Source organism: Acidovorax sp. Root402, assembly GCF_001425125.1.
Taxonomy (GTDB): domain Bacteria; phylum Pseudomonadota; class Gammaproteobacteria; order Burkholderiales; family Burkholderiaceae_C; genus Acidovorax; species Acidovorax delafieldii.
The window spans coordinates 36,517-52,791 of sequence record NZ_LMDQ01000002.1 but is presented as its reverse complement, the minus strand read 5'-3'; the positions used below and the strand labels follow the sequence as shown (position 1 = coordinate 52,791).

Below are 16,275 nucleotides of genomic sequence, written 5' to 3'. Positions count from 1 at the left end.
TTGACCGTGGACAAAGCACAAGCAATGGAGCAGCGGCGGGCGAAAAGCGGGTGTTCTGGCCCGAAACATCGGTTTAGACTGCGGCCTTTCACACAAAACAAGAGGAGACCGCCATGACAAAACAATGGCAACTGCGAGCGGCCGGCCTGGTCCTGGCGCTTGCGGCCAGTGCAGCCAGCCATGCCCAGATCCTGATCGGCCAGACAGCAGGTTTCAGCGGCCAGGTGGCAGCGGGCGTGAAAGAGACCACCGATGGCGCGCTGCTGTTCATCGACGCCATCAACGCCAAGGGCGGTGTCAATGGCCAGAAGATCGAGCTGATCTCCCTGGACGACAAGTTCGACCCCAAGCTGGCGGCGGAAAACGCCCGCACGCTGATTGAGGACAAGAACGTGTCGGCCCTGTTCCTCAACCGGGGCACACCCCACACCGAGGCCATCCTGCCACTGCTGGATAAACACGGCGTGGTGCTGGTGGCACCGTCCACCGGCGCCATGGTGCTGCACCAGCCGGTGCGCAAATACATCTTCAATGTGCGCGCCACCTACCAGCGCGAGGCCGAAAAGGCAATCACCCACCTGGCCTCCATGGGCATCACCCGCGTGGCGCTGGTGTACGCGGACGACAGCTTTGGCGCCGACGGCATCCAGGGCGCGCAAAAGGGGCTGGCGGCCGCCAAACTGACGGCGGTGGTATCTGAAAAATTCGACCGCGCCAAGCCCGACTTCGCCCCCATTGCCGCCAAGGTGGCCAAGGCCGATGCGCAGGCGGTGCTGATGGTGGCCTCGGGCTCTGCGGTGGTGGATGCCACCACCGCGCTGCGCACTGCGGGCTCGGCCGCGCAGATCGTGACGCTGTCCAACAATGCCTCCAGCGGCTTCATCAAAAGCCTGGGGGCCAACGCGCGCGGCGTGATCGTGACCCAGGTGTTCCCCAACGAACGGGCCGTGACCTACCCGATGGTGAAGGAAGCCCAGGAACTGGCCAAGACCAAGGGGCTCACCGAAATCAGCCCCGCCATGCTGGAAGGCTTTGCCGCCGCCAAGGTGCTGGTGGAAGGTCTCAAGCGCGCGGGCCCCAAGCCCACCCGCGAGAAGATCCAGGTCGCGCTGGAGAGCATCAAGAAGCTGGACCTGGGCGGTCTGGAGGTGAACTTCAGCCCCGAGGACCATACCGGGCTGGACTTTGCCGACCTGGCCATCATCGGCACGGACGGGCGCTTCCGCCGCTGAGCGCTCGCCTACGCGTTTTTACAGTTGTCCCGCGCGGGGGCGTCCCTACACTCGGGCGCTCCACACGCAGGAGACAACCCCATGAAGAAAACTGGCCTGGCCGGCGCGCTCTGCGCCCTGGCTGCCGCCCTGGGCCTCGGTTCGGCCCATGCACAGATCCTCATTGGCCAGACGGTGGGCATCACCGGCTCGGCCGCCGCCACGGTGGCCGAATCCATGCAGGGCGCAGCCCTCTACATCGACCATGTCAATGCCAAGGGTGGCGTGGGCGGGCAGAAGGTGGAGGTGCTGTCGCTGGACGACAAGTTCGACCCCAAGCTGACCCTGGACAACACCCGCACCCTGATTGAACAAAAGGGCGTGATCGGCCTGTTCATGACCCGTGGCACGCCCCACACCCAGGGCATCATCCCGGTGCTGGAGCAGCATGGCGTGCCGCTGGTGGGGCCGTCCACCGGGGCGATTGCGCTGCACCAGCCGGTGAGCAAATACGTGTTCAACGTGCGGGCGCCCTACCAGCGCGAGGTGACCAAGGCCATTTCGCACCTGCATACGCTGGGCATCCAGCGCATTGGCGTGGTGCATGTGGACGATACGTTTGGCGCCGACGGACTGGCTGGCGCACAGGCCGGATTCAAGGCCAACAACATCGAGGCGCTGTTCATCGAAAAGTTTGACCGTGCCAAGCCCGACTACAGCGCCATCGCCCCGCGCGTGGCCGGCAAGCAGCCCCAGGCCGTGATCTTCATCGGCACTGGCGCTGCGGTGGTCGACGGCATCAAGGCCTTGCGCGCCGCGGGCGTTGCCGGACAGATCGTCACCCTGTCCAACAACGCGTCGGGCGGATTTGTGAAGGCCCTGGGCGACCAGGCCCGGGGCGTGGTGGTGACGCAGGTGTTCCCGTCCGAGCGATCTCTCAACTACCCGGTGATCAAGGAGGCCATCGATCTGGCCAAGGCCAAGAACATCGGCGACCTGACGCCCGCCATGCTGGAGGGCTTTGTGAGCGCCAAGGTGCTGGTGGAAGGCCTCAAGCGCGCGGGTGCCAAGCCCGACCGCGCCAAGCTGCATGCGGGGCTGGAGAGCATCCACAAGTGGGACCTGGGTGGGCTGGAGCTGAGCTACAGCCCCACCGACCACAGCGGGCTGGACTTCTCCGACCTGTCCATCATCGGCACGGACGGCCGCTTCAAGCGCTGACGCGGCGCAAGCGCCCGCGCGTGACGACACGACAAAAAAAGGCCCTGCCAGCGATTGCTGGCAGGGCCTTTGTCATGCCGGGCAATGCGCTTATTGCGCGCTGGCAGCCGATGCAGGGGCTGCAGCGGGTGCCGGCGCGGCGGCGGCTGCGGGTGCAGCTGCGCTGGCGGGTGCCTCGGGGGCGTGCACCGCATCGGCACCGTGCTTTTCTCCGCCCATGTCGGCCTTGTCGCCCGCCGTGATGATCACGTACATCGACAAAGCGGCAAACAAGACGAAGCCAACAACAATCTTCCACATATCAATATCTCCTGGGATGGGTTTGTTCAATCAAGGGGCCTGGCTGACGCGCAGGGTTGTGGTTTGTACTGGTGCGCGACACAAGCCCCTTGATGGAACACAGGGCCCGACCCTTGCGGGGCGGGCCCTGTACACCGGTCAGTAACGATCAGTCGTTGGCGTAGATGTCCACGTCCTTGGTTTCCTTGATGAACAGGCCACCGATCACCACCGTGGCACCGGCGATGATGATGGGGTACCACAGGCCGTTGTACATGTTGCCGGTCTGGGCCACGATGGCAAACGCCGTGGTGGGCAGCAGGCCGCCGAACCAGCCGTTACCGATGTGGTACGGCAGGGACATGGACGTGTAGCGGATGCGGGTGGGGAACATTTCCACCAGCATGGCGGCGATGGGGCCGTACACCATGGTCACCAGCAGCACCAGGTAGGTCAGGATGATGGTGACCATCACCTTGTCGATGCGTGCAGGGTCAGCCTTGGTGGGGTAGCCAGCGGCCTTCAGATCGTCGGCCACGAGCTTCTTGAACTCGGCGTCCTTCTTCTTGGCTTCGTCAGCGCTCAGGCCCTTGCTGGTGTACGAGGGGATTGCGGTTTCGCCAATCTTGATGCTCGCCACCGTACCGGCGGGAGCCACAGCGTTTTCATAGCTCACCGAAGCGCCAGCCAGCACCTGCTTGGCGATGTCGCACGAGCTGGTGAACTTGGTGGTGCCGGTGGGGTTGAACTGGAACGAGCACTCGGCAGGGTCAGCGGTGATCACCACCTTGTTCTTGGCCTGGGCTTCGGCCAGGGCAGGGTTGGCCGCCTTGGTCAGTGCACCGAACACAGGGAAGTACGTCAGCGCGGCCAGCAGGCAGCCTGCCAGGATGATGGGCTTGCGGCCGATCTTGTCCGACAGCGAACCGAACACGATGAAGAACGGCGTACCAATCAGCAGCGACACGGCCACGAAGATGTTGGCGGTGGCGCCATCGACCTTCAGCGCTTGCGTCAGGAAGAACAGCGCATAGAACTGGCCCGAATACCACACCACGGCCTGGCCGGCGGTCAGGCCCACCAGTGCCAGGATCACGATCTTCAGGTTCTTCCACTGGCCGAAGGATTCGGTCAACGGTGCCTTGGAGGTCTTGCCCTCGGCCTTCATCTTCTGGAAGGCAGGCGATTCGTTCATCGACAGGCGGATCCAGACCGAAATGGCCAGCAGCAGGATCGACACGATGAACGGAACACGCCAGCCCCAATCACCAAAGGCTTCTTCGCCCAGCACGGTGCGGGTGCCCAGGATCACCATCAGCGACAGGAACAGGCCCAGCGTGGCGGTGGTCTGGATCCAGGCGGTGTAGGCGCCGCGCTTGCCGTGCGGTGCGTGCTCGGCCACATACGTGGCAGCACCGCCGTATTCACCGCCCAGTGCCAGGCCTTGCAGCAGGCGCAGGGCAATCAGGATGACGGGAGCGGCCACACCGATGGACGCGTAGGTTGGCAAGATGCCCACGATGAAGGTGGACAGGCCCATGATCAGGATGGTGACCAGGAACGTGTACTTGCGGCCGATCATGTCGCCCAGGCGGCCGAAGAAGATGGCGCCGAAGGGACGAACAATGAAGCCCGCCGCAAACGCCAGCAGCGCGAAGATGAACGCCGAACCGGCATCCAGACCGCTGAAGAACTGCTTGGCGATGATGGCTGCGAGCGAGCCGTACAGGTAAAAGTCGTACCACTCGAAAACGGTGCCGAGCGACGAGGCGAAGATGACCTTCCTCTCTTCGGGCGACATCGGCCGCGGTGCGGGATGAACAGTTGCCATGGTGTGTGTCTCCTATTGGTGTTACAGACCGCACTGCGGCGGGCTGCACGCATTCTTGGAGATGGCACTGACCACCCTCTGACGCGAAACCAACAAGAGCTTTCATCAAACTGACCGCTCTCTGACAACTTAGGGTGAAACCCGCAGCACCCCTTTCAGCATCCGGAAATTGCTCAGGGCTTGCCGGGTAAACCCGATGGGAGCTGGCTGACAGCGTCCCAAGCGGGGCCGTCGAACCAGGCGTCGCCATCGAGGTAGGCACGCAGCATGGGCAGGCCGTCGAGCCCCCAGAACAGCTTGCCGTCCACCCCCAACGCGGGCACGCCAAACACACCGGCTGCTTGCGCGGCTTCGGTGTTGGCGCGCAGCAAGGCCTTGGGGCCGTCGCTGTTCACGTCCTGCCCGGGGCGCACCTGCTCCGCAAGCGCCTCGGCCAGCGTGGCCAGGCGCGCAGGGTCCAGCGCGTCGGCGCCGCCTTGCCACACGTGCCGCAGCACCGTGCCCGCCACGTAGCGGTTGATGCTGCCGTCGTCACTGCAGGCCAGGGCCTGGCGCAGCAGGGGCAGCGGGTTGAACGGGTGGCGCGCAGGCATCTGCAGTGGCGTGCCTTGCGCATGGCCCAGCCAGGTCACATGGCGGTAGGTCCAGTCGCGCTTGGGGGCAATGCCCGCAGGGCCGGGGTTGCCGTGCTGCTGCAGCAGGGCACCCAGCAGCACGGGCTGGTAGGTCACGCTGTAGGTCAGCCCTTCCAGCACCTCGGGCAAGCGCTCAAACGCCAGCCAGGCATAGGGGGAAATGAAGTCCAGGTAGAACGTGATGCGCTTCATGCCTCGGTCTCCGGCACGGGCCAGGCAATGCCGGCGCGTTGCAACAACTGCGCCCAGATGGCGCGCCGCTGCGGAGCGTCGGCACGCGACCAGGCGCGGATTTCATCCAGCGTGCGAAAGCAGCCTTCGCAGTGGCTGCGGTCGGGCGTCATGCGGCACACCGAAATGCAGGGCGAAGGCACTGGCTCGGCACTTTTGGGGTCAAATTGGCCGGTAGCGCTAGTCTCTTTTGCCTTGGCAGCTAGCAAATCAATAGCATTCATGCGACCGCCTGGGGCGCAGACGCGTCCGCCACCGGTGCTTGCACCACGTCCACCACGGGTGCGCCCGTCAGGCGCTGCAGGTCGCTGGGGTGCAAGGGGAACACGCCATGGGGGTGGCCTGCTGCGGCCCACACCACGTCAAAGCGCAGCAGGTCCTGGTCGATGAGCGTGACGGGCGGCGTGGCATGCGCCACGGGCGACACGCCGCCAATCGAGAAGCCGGTGCGCGATTTCACAAACTCGGCATCGGCCCGACCGATCTTGCCGCCCACATGGGCTTCCACCTTTTTCTCGTCCACGCGTCGGTCGCCCGAGGTGACCACCAGCACCGCAGCATCGTCGCTCTTGCGCCGGAAGATGATGCTCTTGGCCACCTGCCCCACCAGGATGCCCAGCGCATCGGCGGCCTGCTGTGCGGTGCGTGCGGCATCGTCCAGCATCTGCGGCAGGTGCGGGTGGCCGCGCCGCTGCAGCTCGGCAGCCACACGCTGTACGCCCTCAGGCAGGTTCTTCAGTTCGGCTCCACACATTCGCGTTGTCTCCAGCAGGTCCACAGGGGGGCGTGATTCGGTCGGGTCTCCCTCCATTTTGCCGCGCGCCATGGCCTCCCTGGCACCCCGGCCCGCATGTCCCTGCACGGCGCTCCGGCACCCGGGCCAAATCCGGCCACTTTACAAACAGGAAATGTGTGCGCCCCACAATGCGCCGAACCTTCCCAACCCAACCGCTCCCACGCCCATGAACGATGCTGCGTTGTCCCCGCTGTGCCCGAGCCTGCCCGCGACCTCCCCTGCCAACACTGTGCCGGGCCGCCCCGCCCTCGGGGCATTGCCATGCCGGGGAACGTTGCTGGGGCTGCTGCTGATCGCGGGCATCTTGTCCGGCTGCAGCAAACCCAACGAGGCCCCCGCACCGGCCAAGGCCGCCCCTGAAGTGGGCGTAGTCACGCTCAAGCAGCAAAGCCAGCAGCTCGAAGCCGCCCTACCCGGCCGCACCCGCGCCTCGCTCACGGCCGAGGTAAGGCCCCAGGTGTCGGGCATCCTGCAAAAGCGCCTGTTCACCGAAGGGATGCTGGTGCGCCAAGGCCAGCCGCTGTACCAGATCGATGACGCCTCGCTGCGGGCCACGGAGGCAAGCGCGAAGGCAGCCCTGGCCAAGGCCGAGGCTACCGCGCGCACCCAGGAGGCCACGGCCAAGCGCAATGCGGAGCTGGTGAAGATCGACGCCATCAGCCAGCAGGCCTTTGAAGAAAGCCAGGCCGCCGCAGCCCAGTCGCGCTCCGACGTGGCCGTGGCCCAGGCCAACCTGGCCACCGCCCGCATCAACCTCAAGTACAGCCGCATCGAGGCACCGATCAGTGGACGCATCAGCCTGTCCAACGTGACGCCGGGAGCGCTGGTCACGGCCAACCAGGCCGATGCGCTGACCTCCATCGTCCAGCTTGACCCGATGTACGTGGACTTCACCCAGTCCACCACCGAGCTGATGCAGTTGCAGCGGGACTGGGACGCTGGCCGCTTCCAGAAGGTCGAGGGCGACAAGATCCCCGTGCGCATCCGCCTGGACGACGGCACCGAGTACGCGCAACGCGGCCAGCTGCAGTTTGCCGGCGTGATCGTGAACGCCACCACCGGCACCGTCACGCTGCGCGCCGTGGTGCCCAACCCCAGGGGCACGCTGATGCCCGGCATGTACGTGCAGGCGCTGCTGCCCACCGGCCTTGCGCCCGAAGCCCTGCTGGTGCCCCAGCAGGCCGTGACCCGCGACCTCACCGGCAAGCCCAGCGTGCTGGTGGTCAAGGAAGGCGATGTGGTGGAAAAACGCCCGATCAGCATCGACCGTGCGGTGGGCAACCAATGGCTGCTGCAAGGCGGGTTGGCTGCCGGCGAGCGCGTGGTGACCGAAGGGTTCCAGCGCGTCAAACCCGGCGACAAGGTGCGCGCGGTGGAAGTGGATCCCAAAGCCCCCGCCAAGGGCCGCAAGGGAGCCCCAGGCGCCGACGTGCCGCCCGCTGCAGGTGCCGCGCCCGCCTCGGCCCCTGCCCCAGCGGCCTCCCGCTGAGCACGAAGGACGCAGCACATGGCTCAGTTCTTCATCAACCGGCCCATTTTTGCCTGGGTCATCGCCATCATCATCATGCTGGGCGGTGCGCTGTCCATCGTCACGCTGCCGCTGGAGCAGTACCCCGACATCGCTCCGCCACGCGTGACCATCGGCTCGCAATACACCGGCGCCTCGGCCGAGACGGTCGAGAACTCGGTGACGCAGATCATCGAGCAGCAGCTCAAGGGCATCGACAACATGCTCTACATGAGCTCGACCTCGGATGCCTCGGGCCGCTCGCGCACCACGCTCACCTTCGCGCCCGGCACCAACATCGACGTGGCGCAGGTGCAGGTGCAAAACAAGCTGCAGGCCGCCACCAACCGCCTGCCCGACGCCGTCAAGAGCCGGGGCGTTTTCGTGAACAAGGGCGGGCAGGACTTCCTGGTCACCTACAGCTTCTTCTCCAAAGACCCCTCCATGAGCGCCGTGGACATCGGCGACTTCCTGACCAGCAGCCTGGTGGACGTGATCGGCCGCATCGACGGTGTCGGTGACGTGACGGTGTTCGGCACCAACTACGCCATGCGCATCTGGATGGACCCGGCCAAGATGGAGAAGTACGCGCTGATGCCGTCGGACCTGGTCAATGCGCTCAACGCCCAGAACGCGCAGGTATCTGCCGGCCAGCTGGGCGCCCTGCCCGCGGTGTCCGACCAGCAGCTCAACGCCACCATCACCGCCCGCACCAAGCTCAAGACGGTGGAGCAGTTCGAGGCCATCGTGCTCAAGTCGGCGCTCGATGGCTCAGTGGTCACCGTCAAGGACGTGGCCCGCGTGGAGCTGGGTGCCGAGAACCTGACTGTGAAGGCCAAGCTCAATGGCATGCCCGGCGCGGGCATGGGCATCGTGCTGGCCGACGGCGCCAACGCCATGCAGGTGGCCGACGCCATCGCCGCCAAGCTGGCTGAACTCAAGCCCTACTTTCCCAACCAGATCGACTACTTCGTGAGTTCGGACTCCACGCCCTTCGTGCGCGCATCCATCAAGGAAGTGGTCAGCGCACTGGGCGAAGCCATGATCCTGGTGGTGATCGTGATGTTCGTGTTTTTGCAGAACTTCCGCGCCACGCTGATCCCCGCCATTGCCGTGCCGGTGGTGCTGCTGGGCACCTTCGGGGTGCTGTCGCTGGCGGGGTATTCGATCAACACGCTGACCATGTTTGCCATGGTGCTGGCCATCGGCCTGCTGGTGGACGATGCGATCGTGGTGGTCGAAAACGTCGAGCGGGTGATGCACGAGACCGACCAGTCGGCCAAGGAGGCCACCCGCCAGTCCATGCGCGAAATCACGCCCGCCCTGGTGGGCATCGGAGTCACGCTGTCGGCGGTGTTCGTGCCCATGGCGTTCTTTGGCGGCTCCACCGGCGTGATCTACCGGCAGTTCTCCATCACCATCGTGGCGGCCATGGCGCTGTCGGTGTTTGTGGCGCTCACCCTCACCCCGGCGCTGTGCGCCACGCTGCTCAAGCCCGCAGCCGCGTCTGCCGGGCATGACCGGCCCATCCGGCGCGGCCTGCTGGGCCTGAACGACCGGTTCTTCCGCTGGTTCAACCACCATTTCGACGCCACCTCGGCACGCTACCAGGGCACAGTGGCCTACACACTGCGCCGCACCAAGCGCATGGTGCTGATCTTTCTGGCGGTGTGTGGCGTGGTGTGGCTGCTCATGGCGCGCCTGCCCACATCCTTCCTGCCCGACGAAGACCAGGGCTTCCTGTACGTGAACGTGAACCTGCCCTCGGGCGCCGCCGATGCGCGGCTGCAGAGCGTGCTGGACCAGGTGCGCGACTACTTTGCGCAGCAGCCCGATGTGCTGAGCTTCTACCAGGTCTCGGGCATCAACGGAGACCAGGCCTCGGCACGTGGCTTTGTGCGCCTCAAGCCCTGGGAAGACCGCACGCTGCCCAACCAGGCCGCCGCGCAGATCGCCTACAAGGCCACGCGCGACCTGGCCTCCATCCGCGATGCGCGGGTGCTGGTCGTCATGCCGCCGGCCGTGCGGGGCCTGGGCTCCAGCTCGGGCTTCAACTTTGTGATCAAGGACATGAACGGCCTGGGCCACCAGGCGTTGCTGGCAGCCACCAACACCTTCCTGTCCGAAGCGCGCAAACGGCCCGAGCTGACCAACCTGCGCATGACCAACCTGGAAGATGCCAGCGAGCTGCGCCTGGAGATCGACGACCGCAAGGCCGCCGCGCTCGGGCTGTCGTACAACGACATCAACAGCGTGCTCTCCAGCGCCATTGGCGGCACCTACGTGAACGACTTCCTGAACAACGAACGGGTCAAGCGCGTGTACATCCAGGGCGACGCCCCGGCGCGCATGCTGCCGCAGGACGTGGCACGCTGGAGCGTGCGCAACAGCAAGGGCGAGATGGTGCCGTTTGGCGCGTTCTCCACCAGCTACTGGGCCTACGGATCGCCGCAGCTGCTGCGCTACAACGGCAACCCGGCGTACGAGCTGGAAGGCCGCGCCGCACCAGGCGTGAGCTCGGGCGCCGCCATGAAGATCGTGGAAGACATCCTGCGCACGCTACCTCCCGGCATTGGCTACGAGTGGACGGGCGCCTCGCTGCAAGAGCGCCAGTCGGGCGCCCAGGCCCCCATGCTGTACGCGATCTCGATCCTGTTCGTGTTCCTGTGCCTGGCGGCCCTGTATGAGAGCTGGACCGTGCCGCTGTCGGTGATCCTGGCCGTGCCGCTGGGCGTGGTGGGCGCACTCGCCGCCACCTACACCCGGGGCCTCACCAACGATGTGTACTTTCAGGTGGGGCTGCTGACCACGGTGGGGCTGGCGTCCAAAAACGCGATCCTGATCGTGGAGTTTGCTGTGCAGCTGCAGGAGCAGGGCAAGAACCTGTTTGACGCCATCGTCGCGGCCGTGCGCCTGCGCCTGCGGCCCATCCTGATGACCTCGCTGGCGTTCGGCTTCGGGGTGATCCCGCTGGCCATCGGCACCGGCGCGGGTGCAGGCGGTCGGGTGGCCATCGGTACCGCCGTGCTGGGCGGCATGCTGGCTTCCACGGTGCTGGGCATCTTCCTGGTGCCGGTGTTCTTCCTGCTGATCCGCCGCTGGTTCAAGAGCCGGTCGCGCAGCGAGGACAACGCACCGCCACCGCCTGCCACCACCCTACCGCACCCCACTCAGGAGAGCGCAGCATGACGCGCCCACCCTTTTCGCCACGCCGCCAGCGCCGGCCTGCCGCCATCGCTGCAGCCCTGGCCACCACCGCACTGATCGCGGGCTGCAACCTGGCCCCCATGCACCAGACGCCCGCCCTGCCGGTGCCTGACACCGTGGGCACCACCAGTGGGCAGCCGGCCGTGGCCAGCGACGCCAGTCTGCAGGCGGCAGCGGCGCTGGGCTGGGTGCAGGCCCAGCCGCTGCGCGATGTCATTGCCCTCGCGCTGTCGAACAACCGCGACCTGCGCGTGGCCGTCGAGACCATCGAACGGGCCCGCGCCCAGTACGGCATCACCCGCGCCGACCTGTTGCCCAGCGTCACCGCGCAGGCGCAGGCCAGCCGCGCGCGCACCGCCGCCGGCATGAGCAGCGCCACAGCCCCTGCGCAGGTGGCCACGCAGTACACGGCACAACTGGGGTTTGCCAGTTACGAGATCGACTTCTGGGGCCGGGTGCGCAACCTCAACGAGGCAGCGCTGCAGCAGTTTCTGCAGAGCCAGCAGAACCAGCGCAACATCCAGACGGGCCTGATTGCCGATGTGGCCAACGCCTGGCTCACCCTGGCCGCCGACGAAGCCCGGCTGCAACTGGCGCGCGACACCCTGGCCAGCCGCGAAAAGGCCTATGCACTGACCGAACGCATCCACGCCATCGGCTCCACATCGGGACTGGTGCTGGCCCAGGCGCAGACCACGGTGGACGCGGCACGCGGTGATGTGGCGACCTACCTGGCGCAGGTGGAGCGCGACCGCAACGCACTGCAATTGCTGGTGGGCGGCCCGGTGCCTGCGGCCCTGTGGCCCACTGCCAGCACGCTGCGTGCAGACGCGCAGGCCCCGGCGGCGTTGCAGCCCGTGCCGGTGCCGCTGGCCTCCAGCGTGCTGCTCGCCCGCCCCGATGTGCAGGCCGCCGAAAATGCCCTGCGCGCCGCCGAGGCGAACATCGGCGCTGCGCGGGCGGCCCTGTTCCCCACCATCAGCCTCACGGCCAATGTAGGCACTGGCAGCCGCGAGCTGGACGGTCTGTTTGGCGCAGGCAGCGGCACCTGGAGCTTTGTGCCGCTGGTCCGCCTGCCCATCTTCGACGCCGGCCGCAACCGCGCCAACGTGCAGGTGGCCGAGGCCAACCAGCGCATCGCGGTGGCCCAGTACGAAAAGGCCGTGCAGACCGCGTTCCGCGAGACCGCCGATGTGCTGGCCGACCGCGCGCAGTGGGACGAGCGCATTGCCGCGCAGACGCGGCTGGTGGCCTCCACCCAGAAGGCGTTCGACCTGTCGGAGGCACGTTTCAAGGCCGGGGTGGACAACTACCTCACGGTGCTGGATGCGCAGCGCAGCCTTTACGCAGCGCAGCAGACCCTCATCGGTCTGCGCCAGGCCGAGCAGGTCAATCGCGTGACGCTCTGGAAAGTGCTGGGCGGCACCCCGGACGCCGGTTGACGGCGGCCGGGTGCAGATGGATCGATAGTCAGCCCGCGCGCTTGGTCAGCAAGGCATTGGCCGCGCGTGAGTTGGGCTTGCGATCCAGGAAGCCGCTGATGTAGGCCCCGGCATCGATGAGCTGGTCCAGGTCGATGCCGGTCTCAATGCCCATGCCCTGCAGCATGTACACCACGTCTTCAGTGGCCACGTTGCCGGTGGCGCCCTTGGCATAAGGGCAGCCGCCCAGACCCGCCACGGACGACTGGAAGTTCCACACGCCCAGCTCCAGCGCGGCCAGTGTGTTCGACAGCGCCTGGCCGTAGGTGTCGTGGAAATGGCCCGACACATCGTCGATGCCAAAGTGCTGCAGCGTCGCCTCCAGCGCCTTCTGCACCTTGCGCGGCGTGCCCACACCAATGGTGTCAGCCACATCCACGCGCTGCACGCCAATGCCCTGGAGCAGGCCAGCCAGGTAGGCCACGCGCTCAGGGGCAATGTCGCCTTCGTACGGGCAGCCCACGGTGCAGCTCATGGCGCCGCGCACACGGATGCCGGCGGCCAATGCTGCCTCCACTACCGGGGCAAAACGCTCGATGCTCTCGGCAATGCTGCAGTTGATGTTGCGTTGGCTGAAGGCCTCGCTGGCGGAACCGAAGACGACGATCTCGTCGGGCTGGTCCAGCAATGCCGCCTCAAAGCCCTTGAGGTTGGGCGTGAGCACCGAATACGCCACGCCTGGCTGGCGGGTGATGCCCGCCATCACCTCGTGGTTGTCGGCCATCTGCGGCACCCACTTGGGGCTGACGTAGCTGGTGACCTCGATCTCTTTCAGGCCGGCCTGCTGCAGGCGGTGCACCAGCTCGATCTTGACGGCGGCGGGCACCGGGGTCTTTTCGTTCTGCAGGCCGTCGCGGGGGCCAACGTCGATGAGGCGGACGCGGGAGGGAATGCTCATGGGGCTACCAAGGGTGGATCAAGGAATCCGCCATTGTCTCGCCTGCGCCTCCACAGGGCCACCCCATATCGTGCCAGACCATTCGCCGGACGCGCCATCAGCCCGTACGGGTGCCATCACCCGCCACCTCTTGCCGCAGCAGGGCCACCATGGCCTGCGCCGCCAGCGACAGCGGCCGCCCCCGGAGCGTGATCAGCCCGATGGGCCGGTGCAGCACGGGCGCCTTGAGCGCTCGCGTGACCACCTCGGGCCTGCGCACCACCTGGGCGGCCAGTTCGGGCAGCGCGCTCACGCCCAGCCCCGCAGCCACCATGGCCGCGATGGTGGCCAGGTGTTCCACCTCATAGCGCGGCGCAAAACGGATGCGGTGGGTCAGCAAGGCCTCTTCCGCATACTGCCGCACGCTGGTACCTGCGGGCATGGAGATGTGCGGCAGCTCGGCCACATCCGCCCAGGCAATGGCGCTGCGCCCTCGGGCCAGCGGGTGCGTGCGCCCCATCAGCAGCACAAAGCGGTCGGACACCAGCGGGGTGTAGTCCAGGTCGGCATAGGCGGGGTTGGCCGCGGTGAGGGCAAAGTCCACACGCCCGGCACGCACCATGTCAAACGCTGGGCCCGCCAGGCTGTCGATCAGCTCCATCTGCACGCCCGGGTGCTGCGCGGAGAACCGGGCAAAGGCCCGTGGCACAGCCCCTGCGGCCAGCGACGGCAGCGCCGCCAGCGCAACGCGGCCCACCTGCAGCTGCGCCACCTCCTGCACGCGGCGCACCGTCTCCTCCATCTGGTGGCGCAGGAACCGCGCCTGCTCGGCAAACACCTCGCCCGCCAGCGTGAGCTGCACGGTGCGCGTGGTGCGCTCGAACAGGCGCACGTCCAGCATCTCCTCCAGCCGCGCCACCGTGCCCGACACCGCCGACTGCGACAGGTGCATCTGCAAGGCCGTGCGCCGAAAACTCAGCGTCTCGGCCAACGACAGGAACACATCCACCTCGCGGGCGGACCAATTGATCTTCATAGCTGATCAGTCTATCGAAAAAGACGTCTGGACCGCGCAATGCGCGCCCCCTAGACTGAATTCAACGCAAGCACACCGCTTGAGCAGGTTAAGAGCAACGAGGAGACACGATGGAGAACAGTTCGCCGCGCAACGCGCGCACCGTGGTGGTAGGCGGAGGCACCATGGGGGCTGACGTGGCCGTGGTCCTGGCCCGGGGCGGCGCGCAGGTCACGGTGGTGGACCCCCACGCCGCCCGCCGCGACCACTTGCTGCCCCACATTGCGCAGGAGCTGGCCGCTGCCGGCCAGGCCGCCCACGCCGGCCCGGTGCAGGTGTGCGCCAGCCTGCAGGATGTGGACTGGAGCGGCGTGGTGCTGGTGGTGGAATGCATCACCGAGCAACTGCCCGCCAAACAAAAGCTGTTTGCCGAGCTGGAAACCGTCGCCCCCCCCAACGCCGTGCTGGCCAGCAACAGCTCGGGCTTTCCGATCAGTGCCATTGCCCAGGGGCTGACCACGGCGCAGCGCATGCTGGGCCTGCACTTCTTCATGCCCGCCCACCTGGTGCCGCTGGTGGAGGTGGTGCTGGGCGAGCGCAGCAACCCGGCCCTGGGCACCTGGCTGCACGCCTTCATGCGCGGCTGCGGCAGCGTGCCGGTGCTGGTCAAGAAGGACAAGCCCGGCTTTCTGGCCAACCGTATGCAGCACGCACTCTCGCGCGAGGCGTTTGCGCTTATCGACGAAGGCATTGCCTCGCCGGAGGACGTGGACGCCGCCGTGCGCTTTGGTTTTGGCTTCCGCTTTCTGGCGGCCGGGCCGGTGCTGCAGCGCGACCACGCAGGCATTGAGGTGCACACCGCCGCAGCCGCCACCATGTACCCCACGCTGTCAAACACCGACGTACCCGCCCAGGCCCTGCGCGACAAGGTGGCGCAGGGTCAGCTCGGCATGAAGACGGGCAAGGGCTTTTTTGACTGGCCCGAAGACCGCAAGCGGGCCGAACGCACGCGCTACGACACGCTGCTGCGCCAGGGCCTGGCTTTGCTGGCCAGCGAGTTGCCCACCATCGAGCCTCCCACCGATATGTCACAGACGGACACCCCAACGACCACTGGAGCCCGCGCATGAGTGCATCGCCCGCATCACCCACCATTGCCAGCCAGTGGGTTGACCCACTGATCGTGACCGTGGCGCCCAACGGCGCCTACAAGCAGCCCGCCGACCATCTGGCCGTGCCCATCACACCGGCCACGCTGGCCACCACGGCCAAGGCCTGCCTGGACGCGGGAGCGGCCATGCTGCACATGCACATCCGCGACGCGCAAGGCCGCCACAGCCTCGATGTGGAGGGCTACCGTGAGGCGCAGCGCGTGGTGCGCCAGGCTGTGGGCGACGCGATGGTCATCCAGATCACCAGCGAAGCCGCAGGCGTGTACCAGGCACCCGCGCAGATCGCCATGGTGGAGGCCCTGCAACCCGAGGCCGTGTCCATCGGACTGCGCGAAGTAGACAAGCCCGAGATCGGCGAAGCCGGACTGCAGCGCTTCTTCACCGGCCTCGCCCAGCGCCGCACCATGGTGCAGGTCATCCTGTATGACGTGGCCGACCTGCGCCGCTGGCAGGCACTGCGCGCCAGTGGCGTGGTGCCGGATGCGCCTTGGTTCCTGCTGTTTGTGCTGGGCCGCTACAGCGCGGGCCAGACCTCTAGCCCGCGCGACCTGCTGCCTTTTCTGAACGCCCATGACGGCAACGAGCCCTGGGCCGTGTGCGCCTTCGGGGCGGCAGAGAACGCCTGCGTGGCCGCCGCTGCCGTGTTTGGCGGCCACGCCCGCGTGGGGTTTGAAAACAACCTGCTGTGCAAGGACGGCAGCGTGGCCCCCGACAACACCGCGCTGGTGCGCCAGGCCGTCGAAGCGGCCGCCGCGCTGGGCCGCCCGCTGGCCACCGCCGCCGACATCCGGCAGCGCTTTGGCGCAGGCTGA

14 protein-coding genes are annotated in these 16,275 nt (G+C 66.9%); 7 read left to right on the top strand and 7 right to left on the bottom strand.

The window, feature by feature from the left end; genetic code table 11:
* Window positions 1-113 precede the first annotated feature (113 nt).
* Window positions 114-1,232, top strand: a complete 1,119-nt coding sequence (locus tag ASC83_RS03015; protein WP_192422265.1) for an ABC transporter substrate-binding protein — start codon at window positions 114-116, stop codon at window positions 1,230-1,232.
* 81 nt (window positions 1,233-1,313) lie between these two features.
* Window positions 1,314-2,432, top strand: coding sequence for an ABC transporter substrate-binding protein (locus ASC83_RS03010; RefSeq protein ID WP_056057890.1), 1,119 nt, complete (start codon window positions 1,314-1,316; stop codon window positions 2,430-2,432).
* A 90-nt stretch (window positions 2,433-2,522) separates the two neighbouring features.
* Here the strand turns inward: ASC83_RS03010 and ASC83_RS03005 are convergent, their stop codons facing one another.
* The 5 genes from ASC83_RS03005 to ASC83_RS02985 all read right to left on the bottom strand — a co-directional run bounded on the left by ASC83_RS03005 (window position 2,523) and on the right by ASC83_RS02985 (window position 6,162).
* Complete coding sequence (locus tag ASC83_RS03005; RefSeq protein WP_056057887.1) at window positions 2,523-2,732, bottom strand: hypothetical protein; 210 nt, start codon at window positions 2,730-2,732, stop codon at window positions 2,523-2,525.
* A 148-nt stretch (window positions 2,733-2,880) separates the two neighbouring features.
* Window positions 2,881-4,542 (bottom strand): MFS transporter, encoded by a 1,662-nt coding sequence (locus ASC83_RS03000; RefSeq protein WP_056057882.1) that lies wholly within the window; start codon window positions 4,540-4,542, stop codon window positions 2,881-2,883.
* A gap of 173 nt (window positions 4,543-4,715) precedes the next feature.
* On the bottom strand, window positions 4,716-5,369 hold the full coding sequence (locus tag ASC83_RS02995) for a 2-hydroxychromene-2-carboxylate isomerase (protein ID WP_056057880.1): 654 nt from the start codon (window positions 5,367-5,369) through the stop codon (window positions 4,716-4,718).
* On the bottom strand, window positions 5,366-5,632 hold the full coding sequence (locus tag ASC83_RS02990) for a DUF1289 domain-containing protein (protein ID WP_015015746.1): 267 nt from the start codon (window positions 5,630-5,632) through the stop codon (window positions 5,366-5,368). Before ASC83_RS02990 ends, ASC83_RS02995 begins: the two co-directional genes overlap by 4 nt.
* Entirely contained in the window at window positions 5,629-6,162 is a 534-nt protein-coding gene (locus ASC83_RS02985) for a YbaK/EbsC family protein (protein WP_056057877.1), read from the bottom strand. Before ASC83_RS02985 ends, ASC83_RS02990 begins: the two co-directional genes overlap by 4 nt.
* 208 nt (window positions 6,163-6,370) lie before the next feature.
* Here ASC83_RS02985 and ASC83_RS02980 point away from each other — a divergent pair, with 208 nt between their 5' ends.
* From ASC83_RS02980 to ASC83_RS02970, 3 genes are read left to right on the top strand one after another with little or no spacing between them, the layout of a single operon-like run.
* Complete coding sequence (locus ASC83_RS02980) at window positions 6,371-7,693, top strand: efflux RND transporter periplasmic adaptor subunit (protein WP_056057874.1); 1,323 nt, start codon at window positions 6,371-6,373, stop codon at window positions 7,691-7,693.
* An 18-nt stretch (window positions 7,694-7,711) separates the two neighbouring features.
* The gene (locus ASC83_RS02975) at window positions 7,712-10,900 is read left to right on the top strand and encodes an efflux RND transporter permease subunit (protein ID WP_056057871.1); all 3,189 of its coding nucleotides are present in this window, start codon (window positions 7,712-7,714) and stop codon (window positions 10,898-10,900) included.
* Complete coding sequence (locus ASC83_RS02970) at window positions 10,897-12,360, top strand: efflux transporter outer membrane subunit (protein ID WP_056057868.1); 1,464 nt, start codon at window positions 10,897-10,899, stop codon at window positions 12,358-12,360. Before ASC83_RS02975 ends, ASC83_RS02970 begins: the two co-directional genes overlap by 4 nt.
* Window positions 12,361-12,388: 28 nt before the next feature.
* Here ASC83_RS02970 and ASC83_RS02965 read toward each other — a convergent pair whose 3' ends face one another.
* Window positions 12,389-13,297: a hydroxymethylglutaryl-CoA lyase gene (locus ASC83_RS02965; protein WP_056057865.1), complete on the bottom strand. Its 909-nt coding sequence runs from the start codon at window positions 13,295-13,297 to the stop codon at window positions 12,389-12,391.
* 97 nt (window positions 13,298-13,394) lie between these two features.
* The gene (locus tag ASC83_RS02960) at window positions 13,395-14,312 is read right to left on the bottom strand and encodes a LysR family transcriptional regulator (protein ID WP_056057862.1); all 918 of its coding nucleotides are present in this window, start codon (window positions 14,310-14,312) and stop codon (window positions 13,395-13,397) included.
* Between the two features lie 110 nt (window positions 14,313-14,422).
* Between ASC83_RS02960 and ASC83_RS02955 the strand changes: the two genes are divergently transcribed.
* Window positions 14,423-15,421: a 3-hydroxyacyl-CoA dehydrogenase family protein gene (locus ASC83_RS02955; protein WP_056057859.1), complete on the top strand. Its 999-nt coding sequence runs from the start codon at window positions 14,423-14,425 to the stop codon at window positions 15,419-15,421.
* The gene (locus ASC83_RS02950) at window positions 15,418-16,275 is read left to right on the top strand and encodes a 3-keto-5-aminohexanoate cleavage protein (RefSeq protein WP_056057857.1); all 858 of its coding nucleotides are present in this window, start codon (window positions 15,418-15,420) and stop codon (window positions 16,273-16,275) included. Before ASC83_RS02955 ends, ASC83_RS02950 begins: the two co-directional genes overlap by 4 nt.

Coding starts and splice junctions, on each gene's coding strand:
- ASC83_RS03015 (WP_192422265.1), top strand. CDS start 114: ATGACAAAACAATGGCAACTGCGAGCGGCCGGCCTGGTCCTGGCGCTT.
- ASC83_RS03010 (WP_056057890.1), top strand. CDS start 1,314: ATGAAGAAAACTGGCCTGGCCGGCGCGCTCTGCGCCCTGGCTGCCGCC.
- ASC83_RS03005 (WP_056057887.1), bottom strand. CDS start 2,732: ATGTGGAAGATTGTTGTTGGCTTCGTCTTGTTTGCCGCTTTGTCGATG.
- ASC83_RS03000 (WP_056057882.1), bottom strand. CDS start 4,542: ATGGCAACTGTTCATCCCGCACCGCGGCCGATGTCGCCCGAAGAGAGG.
- ASC83_RS02995 (WP_056057880.1), bottom strand. CDS start 5,369: ATGAAGCGCATCACGTTCTACCTGGACTTCATTTCCCCCTATGCCTGG.
- ASC83_RS02990 (WP_015015746.1), bottom strand. CDS start 5,632: ATGAATGCTATTGATTTGCTAGCTGCCAAGGCAAAAGAGACTAGCGCT.
- ASC83_RS02985 (WP_056057877.1), bottom strand. CDS start 6,162: ATGTGTGGAGCCGAACTGAAGAACCTGCCTGAGGGCGTACAGCGTGTG.
- ASC83_RS02980 (WP_056057874.1), top strand. CDS start 6,371: ATGAACGATGCTGCGTTGTCCCCGCTGTGCCCGAGCCTGCCCGCGACC.
- ASC83_RS02975 (WP_056057871.1), top strand. CDS start 7,712: ATGGCTCAGTTCTTCATCAACCGGCCCATTTTTGCCTGGGTCATCGCC.
- ASC83_RS02970 (WP_056057868.1), top strand. CDS start 10,897: ATGACGCGCCCACCCTTTTCGCCACGCCGCCAGCGCCGGCCTGCCGCC.
- ASC83_RS02965 (WP_056057865.1), bottom strand. CDS start 13,297: ATGAGCATTCCCTCCCGCGTCCGCCTCATCGACGTTGGCCCCCGCGAC.
- ASC83_RS02960 (WP_056057862.1), bottom strand. CDS start 14,312: ATGAAGATCAATTGGTCCGCCCGCGAGGTGGATGTGTTCCTGTCGTTG.
- ASC83_RS02955 (WP_056057859.1), top strand. CDS start 14,423: ATGGAGAACAGTTCGCCGCGCAACGCGCGCACCGTGGTGGTAGGCGGA.
- ASC83_RS02950 (WP_056057857.1), top strand. CDS start 15,418: ATGAGTGCATCGCCCGCATCACCCACCATTGCCAGCCAGTGGGTTGAC.